This is a genomic window from Dongia sp. (assembly GCF_041910485.1).
Classification (GTDB): Bacteria; Pseudomonadota; Alphaproteobacteria; order Dongiales; family Dongiaceae; genus Dongia.
In genome coordinates, this window is sequence record NZ_JAYRQR010000042.1 from 1 (window position 1) to 15841 (window position 15841).

Consider the following 15841-nt stretch of genomic DNA (forward strand, 5'->3'; position numbering starts at 1 on the left):
ATAGGCCGTGAACGTCGCACCGCCCGTTTCCGCCAGAACCTTCGTGATCGCCGCCGTCAGCGACGTCTTGCCGTGGTCAACGTGGCCGATCGTGCCGACGTTGCAGTGCGGCTTGTTACGCTCAAATTTAGCCTTCGCCATCTTAATTTACTCCGTCTGTCTTAGCTGGTTCCGATCAGGTCTTGGCCGGTTAGGCCATCTTGGCGCGGACTTCGTCCGCCACCGCCTGCGGGACCTGCTCATAGTGGTCGAAAGTCATGGTGTACTGGGCGCGGCCCTGGCTCATCGAGCGCAGGGTATTCACGTAGCCGAACATGTTGGCGAGCGGCACCATCGCCGTGATGACACGGGCGTTGCCGCGGCTGTCCATGCCCTGAACCTGGCCACGACGCGAATTCAGATCGCCGATCACGTCACCCATGTAATCTTCCGGGGTGACGACCTCGACCTTCATCATCGGTTCGAGAAGCTTCGGACCGGCCTTCGGAATGCCTTCGCGGAAGCAAGCGCGCGCCGCGATGTCGAAGGTCAGCACGTTCGAGTCGACGTCGTGGTAGGCGCCGTCGATCAGGGTCGCCTTGAAGTCGATCAGCGGGAAACCGGCGATGACGCCCGTTTCCTTGGCGAGCTTCAGGCCCTTTTCAACGCCCGGCACGTATTCACGCGGCACCGCACCGCCGACAACGGCGTTCTCGAACACGAAGCCCGAACCCGGCTCAAGCGGCTCGAAGCGGATCTTGACGCGGGCGAACTGGCCCGAACCACCGGTCTGCTTCTTGTGGGTGTAGTCGTGCTCGACCTTCTTGGTGATGCTCTCACGATAGGCGACCTGCGGGGCGCCGACGTTGGCTTCGACCTTGAATTCGCGCTTCATGCGGTCGACGATGATCTCGAGATGGAGTTCGCCCATCCCTTTGATGATCGTCTGGCCGCTTTCCGGATCGGAATTGACGCGGAAGCTGGGATCTTCCTGAGCGAGGCGGTTCAAGGCCACGCCCATCTTTTCCTGGTCGGCCTTCGACTTCGGCTCGACGGCCACTTCGATGACCGGCTCGGGGAATTCCATGCGCTCCAGGATGATCGGGTGCGCGGGATCGCAGAGCGTATCGCCGGTGGTGGTACCCTTGAGGCCGCACAGAGCGACGATGTCGCCGGCGCGGGCTTCCTTGATGTCTTCGCGGCTGTTGGCATGCATCAAGAGCATGCGGCCAACGCGCTCCTTCTCTTCCTTCACGGTGTTCAGGACCGAGGTGGCCGAGTTGAGGATACCCGAATAGATGCGCACGAAGGTGATCGAGCCGACGAACGGATCGGTCATGATCTTGAACGCCAACCCTGAGAACGGCTCGTCATCCGAGCTCTTGCGGGTCAGTTCCGCATCGCCGTCAACGGCGACGCCCTTGACGTCCGGCACATCGAGCGGGGACGGGAGGAAATCGACCACGGCGTCCAGCATCGGCTGCACGCCCTTGTTCTTAAAGGCCGAGCCGCACAGCACCGGCACGAAAGTGCTGGAGATGGTGCCCTTGCGGATGAGCTTCTTCAGCGTCTCGACGTCGGGCTGCTTGCCTTCGAGATAGGCTTCCATGGCCGCGTCATCGGTCTCGACGACCATCTCGACGAGGCGGGCGTGGTATTCTTCGGCCTTTTCCTTCATGTCGGCGGGGATGTCGCCAATCACGAATTCGGCGCCGAGGCTTTCATCCTTCCAGATGATGCCCTTCATGGCGACGAGGTCGACGATACCGACGAAATCGCTCTCCGAACCGATCGGGAGGTGAACGACCAGCGGCTTGGCACCGAGACGGTCGACGATCATGTCGACGCAGCGATAGAAGTCGGCGCCGATACGATCCATCTTGTTGACGAAGCAGATGCGCGGCACGCCGTACTTGTCGGCCTGGCGCCACACGGTCTCGGACTGCGGCTCGACGCCGGCAACCGAGTCGAACACCGTCACGGCACCGTCGAGCACGCGCAAGGAACGCTCGACTTCAATCGTGAAGTCGACGTGGCCCGGGGTGTCGATGATGTTGATGCGGTGGTCGTTCCAGAAGCAGGTTGTCGCGGCCGAGGTGATGGTGATGCCGCGCTCTTGCTCCTGCTCCATCCAGTCCATCGTCGCCGTGCCTTCGTGCACTTCGCCGATCTTATAGGACTTGCCGGTGTAATAGAGGATGCGCTCGGTCGTTGTGGTCTTGCCGGCATCGATGTGGGCCATGATGCCGATATTGCGGTATCGCTCGAGCGGAGTAGTGCGCGCCATGATTGCTGCTTCCTTGCTCTTACCAGCGATAATGCGAGAAGGCCTTGTTGGCCTCTGCCATGCGGTGGGTGTCTTCGCGCTTCTTCACCGAGGCGCCGCGGTTGTTGGCGGCGTCGAGAAGCTCGGCGGCGAGACGGTCGGTCATGGTCTGCTCGGAACGGCCGCGGGCCGTCGCGATGATCCAGCGGATCGCCAGCGCCTGGGCGCGGTCCGGACGAACTTCGACCGGGACCTGGTAGGTCGCACCACCGACGCGGCGCGAACGCACTTCAAGGTGCGGCTTCACGTTGGTGAGGGCTTCGTGGAACAGCTTCACCGGATCGGCCTTGGCCTTCTTCTCGACATTGGCGAGAGCGCCGTAGACGATGGTTTCTGCCGTCGACTTCTTGCCGGCATACATAAGGCTGTTCATGAACTTGGTGAGCACGATATCGCCGAACTTGGCATCCGGCAGAACTTCGCGCTTTTCAGCGGCGTGACGACGCGACATCTCTCAGGTCTCCTTACTTCGGCCGCTTGGCGCCGTACTTCGAACGGCGCTGCTTGCGGTCCTTCACGCCCTGGGTATCGAGCGTGCCGCGGATGATGTGATAGCGAACGCCCGGCAAATCCTTCACGCGGCCACCGCGGATCATGACGACCGAGTGCTCCTGCAGGTTATGGCCTTCGCCGGGGATGTAAGAGGTGACTTCGAAACCGTTGGTCAGACGCACGCGCGCGACCTTACGCAGCGCGGAGTTCGGCTTCTTCGGCGTCGTGGTATAGACGCGGGTGCAAACGCCACGCTTCTGCGGGCTGGCTTCAAGCGCCGGGACCTTGTTACGGGCCTTCAAGGGCTCACGACCCTGGCGGATCAGCTGGTTAATCGTCGGCATTACTTCTTCCTCACCTCATTCGCGCGTCCGGGCCGAGCCCATTGGCGCGAGATTTGCGAATTGCAAATGTTTGCCCATATGCAAACGCGACCTCATCGAACCTGACGTTATCCACGTCTCGATGCGGTCGCTAAAAACGCCAGATTGCTCATGCTCATAGGCAGAGGAGCCATATGTCGTTCGGATGCTTAAGCGGGGACAGCGTTTAGACTGAAGGGGCGCTTGCGCGCCAAAGGTCTACCACCAGCCCCCTTAAAGGCGGGCGGAATATATTGATTCCCCCACCCTGGGTCAAGCAGAAGAATCCGGCCTGAAATGCGGATTTTTCAAGGACTTAACTACTATACGACCAAGGGTGCATAGCTACCATACGATGGGGTCGCTACGGGATCGAGCCCCTATTTCTGGGAAGCATCGATCTTTCCAATCCGTGGCGTCGGCATCTTGAGCAATAAAGTTACCAGATCGTTGTGTCCGACTCTCAACGCACCTGACACGACGTTTCCGAGTCCGGGGTGGCTGGCACCGGACCGTTGATACCGGACCCACACCGTGGGCGAGAGACAACATTCCTGTTCCGACTTTGTCCATTTCGCCACCGATCATTTAAAGCAAATTTAAGCCGCCTTTGGCTAGGTTACGGGCTATGCGGGAACATGCGTTGGATATTGCGCTTGAGAGCGTCGCCTTGGATTCGCTTCCATCGGGGGTGGCCATCGTCGATCCCGAATTGAACATCCTTTATCTCAATGCCGCCTGGGCGGAATTTGCCGGCGCCAGCGCCCAGAGTTTGGTCGGCAGACATCTTCCCGACTTGGTGTCGGCCACGCCGGACCGGATGAGGCTTCTGGCCTCCCTCGATGAAGCGTTTCATGGCGACCGCACCAGTCGCAGGTTCGCGCTTGCCTTCCGCGAGCGCGCCACAAGGTCGATCAAGGTCGATTGCGTGCCGCAAGCCCACACAGATGGGCGAATCTGGTCGGTATGTGTGGTTTTGAATGAAGCCAGTCGACCAGAGCTTGAGGAAAGCGCGTTGGCAAATGCCCGCGCAGTCACCGACGCCCTTATCGACGCTGTCCCCGCGGCCATCGTCATCTTCGCCCCGGACGGTACCATCCAACGAGTAAACCCGTACTTCGAAATGATGACGGGTTACCGCCTGGACTATCTTCGCGGGAAAAATCTGGTTGATACATTGCTTCCCGCACGCGTGCATGCCGAGGTAAGACAGAACATTCAACGCGCTGCCCGCGGCCGCCCCACGCGCGGCTATATCTCGCCATTGATCCTGCGCAATGGAATCGAACGCTTCTTCGAATGGTCCGACACTGCCATCCGTGACGAAGAGGGAAACCTCGTCTCACTATTGGCGATCGGTCATGACGTCAGCGATATGTTGCGAACGCAGAAGTCGCTTCTCCACAATGAGCAATTGATCCAGGAAGTGGCGCGATTGTCGCATATCGGCGTCTTCGATCATGATCATACCAGCGACACGATCTATTGGTCGCCCGAACAACGGCGCATCTTCGGCTGGGACATGGACGAGGCCGTCACAATTCCCAAGATCAGCCAGCAGGTTCATCCACACGATCAGACGCGCGTCATGTCCGCACTCTACCGCGCGCATGACCCCGCAAGCGACGGACGCTTCGACGTTGAGTATCGCGTTGTCCGGCGCGACGGCTCTTTAAGGTGGGTCGACAACAGGTCACAAACCTTTTTCGTCGAAGAAAATGGCCATCAACGCCCAATCCGCACAATTGGCGCCGTTATCGACATCACCGAACGGAAGTTTGCCGAGGAAGCGCTCCGCGAGCGTGAAAACCTGCTGCGTCAAGGCGCACGGATCGGTCGCTTCGGGACTTGGATGTGGGACGTCACCAGGGATCGTTGCCTGGTTTGCTCGGACGAACTCGCGGCTCTGTTCGAAATGAGCGTCGACGAATTCGTCAGAGAGCGCGGCAGCGACAGGGATATACGCATCGACCCGCTGCCCGACTATCGTGCTGAAGATGACGAGCGGGGACTTACCGACCTCGGCCGGCACTACGAGGAAGAGTTTCGCGGCCGCACCAAGTCAGGTGACATCCGTTGGTTCCGCGAAGTCGGCCACGTATTCAAAAATCCGGCGACCGGTATGCTGTGGGCCATTGGTGTTACCCAGGACATTACGGACTCCAAGAACACCGAGGCTGAATTGCGTCGCTTGATGGAAGAGTCAGCGCGGCTTGCGCAATTGGCCGAGCAGTCAAACCAGGCCAAATCCCAGTTCCTGGCAACAATGAGCCATGAACTGCGCACGCCGCTCAACGCGATCATCGGATTTTCGGAATTGCAGATCAGGCTGGGCTCCGAGCTGCAATTGGAAAAACAGACCGAATATCAAGGCATCATCCTGCAAAGCGCCCGTCATCTGCTGAGCGTCATCAACGATATCCTGGATCTGGCGAAGGTGGAATCCGGTCGATTGGAGCTCGTTCTTACCGATGTCTCCTTGGTCGAGATCGCGCGGGAATGCGTCAGCTATGTCGAGCCGACGGCACGCAGCAGGTCGATCGAAATTCAAGTCGAAGTGCCACGGACCACCTTGCGCACCGATCGTCGCCTTCTGAAGCAGCTGCTCCTGAACATTCTATCGAATGCCGTCAAATTCAATCGCACGGGCGGACAGATCACGTTGTTCGCCAGCCTTCTTCCCAGTGCCGATCGCATTGCCATCTGCGTCGAAGACACAGGCATCGGCATGACTGCCGAGGAGATTGAATTCGCGTTGCAGCCCTTCGCGCAGATACAGACAGCATATAATCGCAGTTCGGAGGGCACCGGACTTGGCCTCACGCTGGTGCAGCGATTCAGCGCACTGTTGGACGGTGAAGTCGCCATAACCTCGCAGCCCGGCATCGGCACGATGGTGACGCTGAGCTTGCCATTGCGTCTGACCGCTGGCCGCGGCTAGCGCTGCTTAGGGTCGCCTGTGCGTTCTAATATTGCCGAGATAGAGCGTGATACAGGGGTTCACGCATGATCAGGCGGGAGACGCCCGTCGCGATGAACGTTGCACTGAGCAGTGGTACCAGAAGCTGATTGCTGACACTCATCTCAGTCACGATCACAAAGGCTGTCAGCGGCGATTGCACGACGGCGGCGAAATAGGCCGCCATGCCAAGCAACATGACAGCGCGCACATCGACGGCCCCCATCAACTGCGCCAATCCCGCCCCGAGTCCCGCCCCAACCGAAAGCGATGGCGCGAACAGGCCACCCGGGATGCCGCTGACCGAGGAAGCCAGTGTGGCCAGAAGTTTCCAGAGGCCGTGGAACCACGGCATGGTCGAACCAAGCGTCAGGGCGGTGCGCGTCTCTTCATACCCTGTGCCGTTGGCATAGCCGTCGGTCATCAATCCGGCAACCGCCACGACAAGCCCGCAAAGTGCCGGAAAGGCGATGCGAAATATCCATCGCCGACGGTTGGGCCACTGATGCGTAGCGCGCGTTGTTAGCCGGCCCAGCTGAACGACGGAGAAGCTGAAGATTGCCCCGGCGAGGCCGCAGACGAGGCCGCATATCACCGACCATACCAGGGCTGTGACGAAGCCCGCCGTGACGACGCTTTCACCGAAATATCTATAGTTTCCGAGCAACGAGATGCTGACGGCACCCGCAATCACAACGGCGGCGATCAACAGGCCGCTGATGCGTTTTTCATAACTTTTCGCCATTTCTTCGATGGCGAACATGATGCCGGCAAGCGGTGTATTGAAGGCGGCCGCAATGCCCGCTGCGGCCCCGGCAAGAACCAATCCTTGAGGACGCCTCAGTCCGGCCCCTAGGCCCAGCACGTACATGATGCTGGCACCGACCTGCACCGTCGGTCCTTCACGACCGACAGCAGCGCCGACACCCAGCCCCAGAATCGTGGCCAACACCTTCCACGCCGTGGTCTTCAGGCCGATCAGCTTCAATCGGGTTGCAACATCGGTATGTCGGCGCGCCGCAATCACCTGGGGAATGCCACTGCCCTTGGCTGCAGGCGACCAGCGATATGTGGCCATCGCCAGCAAGGGGAAGCCGATGATCGTCAACAGGAACGCGGCAACTCCGCTCTCGGTCCGGACGGCAGCGAAAATGTGCTGCATCAAATCGGCGGCCAAGGCGAAGCCGGCCGCAGCCAACCCGACCAGGGCAGCACCAAGCGCAAAGACCATCTTCCTCCGCCAAAAGCCGATGCTGAACAAGCGCCTTCTTAGCCGGAGGGGATCGATGCTCAATGCGCTTTGCTCCGGATCATCCGAACTTGTTGGCCTTTGGGAAACCTGTTGGCGGCAAACGACCGGCCTGGGCGCGCTCGCCGATCCAGTCTTTCAGATTGCTGTGGGTCTCGGTGCGGATCTTGTCGCCAAGGCGCCACGTCAAACCCTCTGCCTTGGTATAGACCTTGGCATCCGAAAGGCCCCCATCCTTGTATTTCTGCAGCAAGACACCGCGGCCGCGCGCCATCTCCGGCACTTCATTGAGCTTGAAGATGAGCAGCTTCCGATTGTCGCCGATGACCGCCACCATGTCGCCATTGGCGGGCACGCAGACATTGGCTTCTTCGCCCTCCGGCACGGTCAGGACCTGTTTGCCGTTTTTAGTTTGTGCCAGGATCTCATTGGTCGAGACAACGAAGCCACGCCCATCATGGCTTGCCACCAGCAGCTTCTCATCCGGGCGGTGGATCATCATGGCGATGATGTCATGCTCATTGCCGAGGTCGATATAGAGCCGCACCGGTTCGCCGTGGCCCCGGCCACCCGGCAGCTTGTCGCACGGGATCGTGTAGAACTTACCGTTGGTACAGAAGATGACCAGCTTGTCCGTGGTTTCGGCATGAAGCTGGAACTTGCCCCAATCGCCTTCCTTGAACTTGATCTCGGTGCCGGGCTCGACATGGCCCTTCATGGCGCGGATCCAGCCCTTGGATGAACACACGACGGTAATGGGCTCGCGCTCGATCAGCGATTCCAGCGGAATGACCACGGCCGAAGGCGCATCGCCAAGATCGGTGCGGCGCTTGCCGAGTGCCGTCTTCGGGCCATAGAGCTTCTTCAGCTCCTGGACCTCGCCGCCGACCGCTTCCCATTGCTTGGTATCGGAAGCGAGCAACGCCTCGAGGCTCTTCTTCTCCGCAGTCAGTTCCTTGTGCTCGCCCTTGATCTCCATCTCCTCAAGCTTGCGCAGGGATTTGAGGCGCATGTTGAGAATGGCGTCGGTCTGGATATCCGACAGCTTCCACTTCTTCATCATGACGGCCTTGGGGTCGTCTTCGAAGCGGATGATGCGAATCACCTCGTCGATGTTGAGATAGGCGACGAGGTAGCCTTCGAGGATTTCGAGCCGCCGTTCGATCTCGCCCAGGCGGAACTTCGAACGACGCTGCAGCACGACGCGGCGATGGTCGAGATAGGCCTGCAGGACTTCGGGCAGCCCCATGACGCGCGGTGTTTGGTTGGCATCGAGCGCGTTCATGTTGAGGCTGAAGCGCGTTTCGAGATCGGTCTGGCGGAACAACTGCTCCATCAGATGCTCGGCCTCGATGTTGCGCGATTTCGGCGTCAGCACGAGGCGGATATCGGTGGTCGATTCATCGTTGATGTCGTCGAGGAACGGCAGCTTTTTGTCCTGCAGCAGCTCGGCGATCTTCTCGATGAGGCGGGATTTCGCGACCTGATAGGGAATCTCGGTGACGACGATCTGGTAGCCGCCGCCCTTGAGGTCTTCTTTCACCCATTTGGCGCGCACGCGGAAGGAGCCACGGCCGGTGCGGTAGGCTTCGACGATCGTCTCGCGATTTTCGACGATGATGCCGCCGGTCGGGAAATCCGGCCCCGGCATGAGACCCACCAGGGTTTCGATACGGGCGTTGGGCGTCTTCAGCAGATGCAGCAGGCAGTCGCAGATTTCCGCGACATTGTGCGGCGGGATACTGGTCGCCATGCCGACCGCGATGCCTTGCGCGCCATTGGCAAGGAGGTTCGGGAAAGCCGCCGGCAGGATCACCGGTTCCTGGTTCTCACCGTCATAGGAAGGCCGGTAGTCGACCGTATCCTCGTCGAGATTCTGCAACATGAGCGAGGCGGCCTCGGTCAGCCGCGCTTCGGTATAGCGCATGGCCGCCGGGTTATCGCCGTCGATCGAGCCGAAATTGCCTTGGCCCTCGACCATAGGATAGCGCACGGCGAAATCCTGGGCCAAACGCACCATGGCGTCATAAATCGAGGCGTCGCCGTGGGGATGGAACTTACCCATGACGTCGCCGACGACGCGGGCAGACTTTTTGAAGCCCGCGCCGGGATCGAGGCGCAATTGCCGCATGGAGAAAAGAATGCGCCGATGCACCGGCTTCAACCCGTCGCGCACATCGGGCAGCGAGCGGGACATGATGGTCGAGAGCGCATAGGAAAGGTACCGTTCGCCCAGGGCCTCGGCGAGGTTGGTGATCTTGATCTCGCCGACGGGCGGCGGCGTGGTCGAAGTGGCTTTCTTGGCCATGCGATGAATCGGCTTTCAGAAGAGGCAGTGAATCGGGCGCCATCCTAGGCAGTCAGCCCCGCGCGTCAAGCCTGGGGCTCTACCCATCTTTCGAACTGCATCAACCGGTTAGCGATCGAGGAACAATTGCCGGTGCTGTTTGGGGTGCGACTCTGTCCCGATCCTCAGCGCATCTTCTTCGGTCCCAAACACCTTGAAGCCGAGCCGATCGTAGAGCTGTTCCGCCGCCGGGTTGGGGATGGTGACGGTGAGTTGCAGCTGCTGCAGCCCACCAAGAGCGCGCGCATAATCGATGACATCCAGCATCAAGGCCGTGGCAATGCCCTTCCCCTGCCAATCGGGCGCCACGGAAAGGCCGATGATCTGCCCGATATGCTGGCGCTTGGCCCCGGGTTCGCGGCGAAAGCCCACGGCGCCGACCAAGGTCCCGCCCTGATCGAAGGCACCGACCCAGCGGTTGAGTGGGCTGGGTTTGAGGCGCCGCTCGGATGAGGCAAGCGGTTTCAGCGCCTCTTCCGCCGCATCGGCCCGAAAGAGGGCGGGATAGAGCTTGAGATTGCTGAGTCGGAATGATCGGTATTGCGGCGCGTCGGAAGGCAGCATCAAGCGCAGCAGGAAGCCACCTTCGCTGGATTTCTCCGGCGCCCCCATGCAGCGCGCTCTCCTTAGAACCGGTCGACGCGGAAGGGTGCCATGTCGAGGCCCGGATCGCGACCGGCGGCGAGATCGGCGATAATACGGCCGGTCACCGGACCCAGCGTCAGGCCGATATGACCGTGGCCGAAGCCGAAGAACGTGTTCTTGAAACGCTCGCCCTGACTGATGACGGGGACCGAATCCGGCATCGACGGACGGAACCCCATCCAGTCGCTGCGCCCGGTCTCGTCAAGCTCGCCGAACATGCGCTTGCCGTGGTTCATCAGCTTCTGCGCGCGGGCATAGTTGGGCTCGGCCTCGAGCCCGCCCAGTTCCACCGTGCCGGCAAAGCGCAGGCCGACATCGAGCGGCGTGATGGCAAAGGAATGATCGCCCGAATAGAGCGGCATGCGTGGCCGCTTCTGCGCGTTGGGCAGCGTCACGTGATAGCCCCGCTCGGTATCGAGCGGCACCTTGTGGCCCAGCATGGCGGTGAGTTTCTTCGACCAGGCACCGGCGGCGACCACCACCGCGTCACACACATAGGTTTCACCACCGGCCTCGACCGCATTGGGTCCATCGGGACCGAATGAGAAGCCAGTGACGTCCGCCTTCACGATCTTGCCGCCGCTTGCCACGAAATGCTGCGCCAGGCGCTGCACCAGGGCGAAATTGTCGGTGACGAAGGAATTCTCCGGATAATAGACGGCATGGCGATAGATCGGCTGCAGGCTGGGTTCGAACTGGCGGATCTCTTCCTGCCTCAGAATCTGGAAGTCGACGCCGCGCCGCTTCTGCAGAGCCAGATCCCACTGATAGCCTTCGAATTTCTTGTCACTTTCGAAGACCCCCAACCAACCGGTGTCCTTGATCATCAGGGGTTGGCCGGCGAGGCCCGCCAATTCCTTGTGGGCGGCCAGCGCCTGCACCAGCGCCGCGCGCAAGGCGATGGAAATCTGCTCGACCCGCTTCTCGCCGCTGTTGGCAATGAAGCGCAGCAGCCACGGCGCGATCTTGGGGAGATAGGCCCAGCGGATGGCCAGTGGCCCCAGCGGATCCATCAGCATCTTCGGCACGTCCCACAGGATGCCGGGTGTCGCCACCGGGATGCAGGATTCGGTCGCGATGACCGAGGCATTGCCCTTCGACGTCCCCTCACCCGGATCACGCCCGTCGATCACCGTGACGGCGTTGCCGTCTTTCTGCAGATAGAGTGCGGCCGAAATGCCGACAATGCCGGCGCCGATGACGATGAAATGCCGATTACCCATGATTCCCCGAAATACCCCGTTTTGATTTGCCGGAGCATGGCGTGCTGGCCGGACCAAATCAAGGGGCCGCCGGGCCTATCATTCCTGGCGAATCTAGCCGGGCGGAATCGCGTCGGCCAGCCAGATCAACTCGTTGCCGCGATAGTAGCGAATGCCGTTTGCGAATGCATCGTTGGCGGCGACGATCAGCATGGAAGGTTGGCGAGCCTTGCTGCGCCCGACTTCCAAGGCCACCTCAAGGGTCGGGGAAAGATGCACCCTGGGATCTCCCGCCCGGTCATCTCCATCGAAACAGGCAATATCGTCGCCCGTCACGTCATGCTGCGCCAAAGGAATGAGCGACCGTGTCGGATACCACTCCCGGAAAATCTCCAGCCAGACCTCGACATCGCCCTGCATTTCAAGGATTGACCACGGCTTGATATCTGTTTCCCCGGTCACAGTGCAGGAATTTTTGAAACTCGCAGGATAGCGGAATCCCTTCGAGAGCTTCTCCGGGTCGATCAAGCCATAGTTCATCTTGAGACCTCTATCGCTTGGGGGCTCATTCGCACGCTATAACTTGATTTGATTGTATCCACAGTCGGCACCGGAGCGTGTAATCTCGCGGACATGTGCCGCGCGCATGTCAAGCAATCGATCTGCGCAAATGGTGCTTCGGCCGTCGCGAGTTTTCAGGGGGCCTTCGCAAGCAAGCCTTGCTTCAGCTGATCCAGCAAGTCTCGAGCCTCGGCTTCTGAGTCTAAGCGGTAGTTGAGGGAGTCGCTCATGGCTTCGTAGTTCTTGACAAAGACATCGCTCGCTAGGTCGATCTCGCGAATGGCTGCTGCCAAATGCTGAGGTCGAGCAGTAGCAAGATAGTTCTTCAACGCGTCGGACACGGGATCAGCCGCGTATTGCCCCAACATCACGTTGAGGAGCAATTGATGAAAATCGGGAAAGTCGTTTTCGATTTGCTCGATGACGCGGTCGCTCACATTCTAATTCCTTCTATTGCCGAAATCTCAACCGCCCGCCTCAATCACTTGGATAAGCCGTGTGGTAATGGAATCCGCCAGCCTTGTCTCGCATAAGAATGATGACCGCACTTTTCTGCGCGCTAACGTGACCTCGCCTGAACACAGTCCCGCCAATAGGCTCAGAGCCGGTGTACATTATCGATAGTTTGTCTCTACCTTCGGGATCCCTAAGCCAATCAAGGACTTTCTGACGGTTCTGTTGTAGCCCGTCATGAATGACACGTTCAGCGGTAGCTTCGTCTGGAAAGCTGGACGATTTGTTGATTCGTCGATCCGATTGCATGCGCTGCATCAATTCTTGATCGGTCTTTCCGATATGTCGTTCGATAACATGGCCATCCGAGCCTTCATTCCCCTTGATCGGCCGCTTGAAGTAAGCGTCGATCGATGCAGGATCGTTGATATCGATCCGGATCTGGTCCGGTTTGATTGCCGGCGTTTCCGCGGGTGTTCCAGCATCCAGCCGGGGCTTTTCCACAACGTCGTCGATCTTCCCAGCAACTTTTGCTTCGAGCTTAGCGGCATCCTCGGCCGTATTCTCGATCTTGCCGACAACACCCAAAGCGTTGGGTGTAACGGGCAATGCCGTGACAATTGTCCCCAGGACATTGCCAACAGTCGCGGTCTCCGGATGCTCGATATACTGTTCTGCATCACTGAGGAGGCTGAGTCCGTCCCCATAACCCGGAATGAGCCCCGGCGCCGCTTCGATCATGGCGCCAATCGTGCCGGTACGCTGACGCGCCGCTTCCGTTTGGCCCCTCTCTTCGCCGAGGTTCTTTTCGTAATCCTCGGTGAATTCCCCCGAACCAAAGAGCGCATTGGCGGCAGCAGCGAAGTTGTCCGCGTGACCATTAGTGGCGCCGTTGGCAAAGCGGCGGATGCTATCGTCGATCGCCTGCACGGTCTCCGCAAGCGAGGGATGCGGCACTTTCTTCTGCGCCGTCGCCATGTCGGCAAAGCGACCGATGGTCCCAGGCACCGGTTTGGGTTGTGGTTTGGGCACCCCTTCTTTCGCCGGCGGCGAATTGTCATTGGCCGGGGGCAAGGTGTTATCGTTGGCCGATTGGCGCTGTTGCTTGGCGGCAAAACGCGCGGCGATCACATCCTCGCCTGGCATTGTCGGCCCCTTGAGATCATCAGCCCCTACATTCTGCAGCGACTGTCGGCGCAGCTCGCGCACGTCCGGAGGCTCGATCGTCTGCCGGTTGGCAAAACGGTAGGCGCCGTCCGGCCCGCGGTAGTAAGGCGGGGTTGGCCCACCGAGGCCACTGAGGACCACATCACGTGTCTTGGGATCCAGAACTTGACCATGATGCCAATCGTCGGCGTGAACGCCGCTCCGATAGGCCTCGACCTGCCATTGCCGCTCGGCCTCCGGCGAATGGAAATGAAAGGCACCGTCTTGCCATTCGCCCAATGATTCGTCCCCTGAAGCATCGGGGCGCTTTGCGGTGTGATTGCGGGATACAAGCGGCATGGCGCGCTCCAAACTGCTCAGACAGATTTACGTATAACATATAAAGCGTAATTCTGTTAAGAACAAATGGAGAATTTTACCGCAAAAGACGTTCTACCAGACGATCCCGGGCTGAGAGGCGCTTCTCGGCACTCGACGTGGGAAGCAGATGGGCGTGGATGAAATGGCCGGTGAGGCGCAGCCCTTGCGCCAGCGAGGTGGGATCGGTGGTGAGGCTGTCCTGGAGCAGAAAGGCCGGGAGCGGCAGCAGCCGCTCGGCATAGCGGCCGGCTCCCTGCCGGCTGACCGCTCGCCCCGTTTTGGGCGAGACAAAGACAAGGTCCTCGGTCGCCCCCGTCACGGCACAGCGCGAAAGATCGAGGCCGAAGCCTAGATCGGCGAGCAGCTTCAGCTCCCAGCGCAAGTAAAGCCCCGCCCAATCCGGCACCCCCGCGACGAGGCCTTGCACCAGAACGGCGAAATCGTCGTGGACATCCTGGTGCGGCTCGCGCTCGGGCAGCGTCGCATCGATCACGGCGGCGGCGGCGCTCAAGGCGGCCAGGCGGTCGGCATCGTCGATAAGATGCGCGATGTTGGCCTCGATGAGTTCTGCCTGGAAATGACCCAGCTGTTCGGCAAGGCGCGCCCGCCAATTCAGCGCCAGCAGATTGCCGATCTCGAACTGGGGCCGGTTCTTGCGCCCCGCCCCACCCTTGACCAGACCCAGATGCCTGCCATGTGCCCGCGTGAGGCAGGACAGAATGATGTCGCTTTCGCCGTGGCGGCGTGCCGAAAGAACGAAGCCTGTGTCGGTGAAATCCACCGCGCACTATTCCTCGAAATCGAGGCCCATTTCGCGGTAGCGCTCAGGATCGTCGGCCCAGGAACCGCGCACCTTGATGAAGAGGAAGAGATGCACCTGGCGTTCGAATGCCTGTTGCATCTCGCGCTGCGCCGCCTCGCGGATGGCCTTGATTTTGCTGCCGCCCTTGCCGATGACGATCGCCTTCTGGCCTTCCTTGGCGACGAAGATCACCTGCGTGATCTTGACAGAACCGTCCTTGAATTCCTCCCAGGCCTCCGTTTCGACCGTGAGGGCATAGGGCACCTCTTCGTGGAGCTGGCGGAACAGGTGTTCGCGCGTGATTTCGGCAGCGAGGAATCGCTGCGGCGCGTCGGTGATATGGTCTTCCGGATAGTGATGCGGCCCCTTGGGCATGCGACGCGCCAGTTCAGCGACCAGATCGTCGACGCCGTCGCCCTTCTCGGCCGAGATCATGAACGTGTCGGTGAAGAGCGGTTCGCCGTCATCGCTCCCCAGCGCGTTGAGATCGGCGGTCTTGGCCAGCAGCCGCTCGCGCTCCTTCACCTGGTCGATCTTGTTGAGGACGAGGACCGCCTTGCGCTTGTGCTGCTTCAGCCCCTCGATGATACGGCGCGTATCGTCGTCGATATTCTTGCGGCTGGCGTCGACCATGAGGAGAACCTGATCGGCATCGCCGGCACCAGTCCAGGCCGCAGCCACCATGGCGCGGTCGAGGCGACGTTTCGGCGCAAAGATGCCCGGCGTATCGACGAAGATCATCTGGACGGGACCGTCCATGACGATACCCAGCACCTTGGCGCGCGTCGTCTGCACCTTTGGGCTGACGATCGAGACCTTCTGCCCGACCACGCGATTGACCAGCGTCGACTTCCCCGCATTGGGGGCACCCAGGACCGCGACGAAGCCGCATGCCGTTTCCATATTCATGGTCTTTCCACCTTCCGCGAAGAGCGGC

General features: G+C 60.3%; 14 protein-coding genes. 1 reads left to right on the top strand and 13 read right to left on the bottom strand.

The window, feature by feature from the left end; translation table 11 throughout:
* The 4 genes from ACE3PP_RS12815 to rpsL form a co-directional block, all read right to left on the bottom strand.
* Window positions 1–141 (bottom strand): GTP-binding protein (locus ACE3PP_RS12815; RefSeq protein ID WP_374383146.1); only part of this gene is annotated, 141 nt, incomplete at its 3' end.
* A gap of 49 nt (window positions 142–190) precedes the next feature.
* Window positions 191–2266 (bottom strand): elongation factor G, encoded by a 2076-nt coding sequence (gene fusA / locus ACE3PP_RS12820; RefSeq protein ID WP_374382861.1) that lies wholly within the window; start codon window positions 2264–2266, stop codon window positions 191–193.
* 19 nt (window positions 2267–2285) lie between these two features.
* Window positions 2286–2756: a 30S ribosomal protein S7 gene (gene rpsG, locus ACE3PP_RS12825; RefSeq protein WP_374382863.1), complete on the bottom strand. Its 471-nt coding sequence runs from the start codon at window positions 2754–2756 to the stop codon at window positions 2286–2288.
* Window positions 2757–2769: 13 nt separating this feature from the next.
* The gene (rpsL, locus tag ACE3PP_RS12830) at window positions 2770–3141 is read right to left on the bottom strand and encodes a 30S ribosomal protein S12 (RefSeq protein WP_133613816.1); all 372 of its coding nucleotides are present in this window, start codon (window positions 3139–3141) and stop codon (window positions 2770–2772) included.
* Between the two features lie 646 nt (window positions 3142–3787).
* Here rpsL and ACE3PP_RS12835 point away from each other — a divergent pair.
* The gene (locus ACE3PP_RS12835; RefSeq protein WP_374382866.1) at window positions 3788–6100 is read left to right on the top strand and encodes a PAS domain S-box protein; all 2313 of its coding nucleotides are present in this window, start codon (window positions 3788–3790) and stop codon (window positions 6098–6100) included.
* Between the two features lie 25 nt (window positions 6101–6125).
* Here ACE3PP_RS12835 and ACE3PP_RS12840 read toward each other — a convergent pair whose 3' ends face one another.
* The 9 genes from ACE3PP_RS12840 to era all read right to left on the bottom strand — a co-directional run bounded on the left by ACE3PP_RS12840 (window position 6126) and on the right by era (window position 15813).
* A complete protein-coding gene (locus ACE3PP_RS12840) occupies window positions 6126–7295 on the bottom strand; it encodes a chloride channel protein (RefSeq protein ID WP_374382868.1) in 1170 nt (389 codons plus the stop codon).
* Window positions 7296–7428: 133 nt separating this feature from the next.
* Complete coding sequence (gene parC, locus ACE3PP_RS12845; protein WP_374382870.1) at window positions 7429–9675, bottom strand: DNA topoisomerase IV subunit A; 2247 nt, start codon at window positions 9673–9675, stop codon at window positions 7429–7431.
* Between the two features lie 108 nt (window positions 9676–9783).
* A complete protein-coding gene (locus tag ACE3PP_RS12850) occupies window positions 9784–10326 on the bottom strand; it encodes a GNAT family N-acetyltransferase (RefSeq protein ID WP_374382873.1) in 543 nt (180 codons plus the stop codon).
* Between the two features lie 14 nt (window positions 10327–10340).
* Window positions 10341–11582, bottom strand: coding sequence for an NAD(P)/FAD-dependent oxidoreductase (locus ACE3PP_RS12855; RefSeq protein WP_374382875.1), 1242 nt, complete (start codon window positions 11580–11582; stop codon window positions 10341–10343).
* A 93-nt stretch (window positions 11583–11675) separates the two neighbouring features.
* Window positions 11676–12101, bottom strand: a complete 426-nt coding sequence (locus ACE3PP_RS12860) for a hypothetical protein (protein ID WP_374382877.1) — start codon at window positions 12099–12101, stop codon at window positions 11676–11678.
* A 155-nt stretch (window positions 12102–12256) separates the two neighbouring features.
* Entirely contained in the window at window positions 12257–12559 is a 303-nt protein-coding gene (locus ACE3PP_RS12865) for a hypothetical protein (protein ID WP_374382879.1), read from the bottom strand.
* Between the two features lie 40 nt (window positions 12560–12599).
* Window positions 12600–14081 (bottom strand): RNase A-like domain-containing protein, encoded by a 1482-nt coding sequence (locus ACE3PP_RS12870; protein WP_374382881.1) that lies wholly within the window; start codon window positions 14079–14081, stop codon window positions 12600–12602.
* A 76-nt stretch (window positions 14082–14157) separates the two neighbouring features.
* Window positions 14158–14883 carry a DNA repair protein RecO gene (gene recO, locus ACE3PP_RS12875; RefSeq protein ID WP_374382883.1) on the bottom strand — a complete coding sequence of 242 codons (726 nt, stop codon included), beginning with the start codon at window positions 14881–14883 and terminating at the stop codon, window positions 14158–14160.
* 6 nt (window positions 14884–14889) lie between these two features.
* On the bottom strand, window positions 14890–15813 hold the full coding sequence (gene era, locus ACE3PP_RS12880) for a GTPase Era (RefSeq protein ID WP_374382885.1): 924 nt from the start codon (window positions 15811–15813) through the stop codon (window positions 14890–14892).
* Window positions 15814–15841 lie beyond the last annotated feature (28 nt).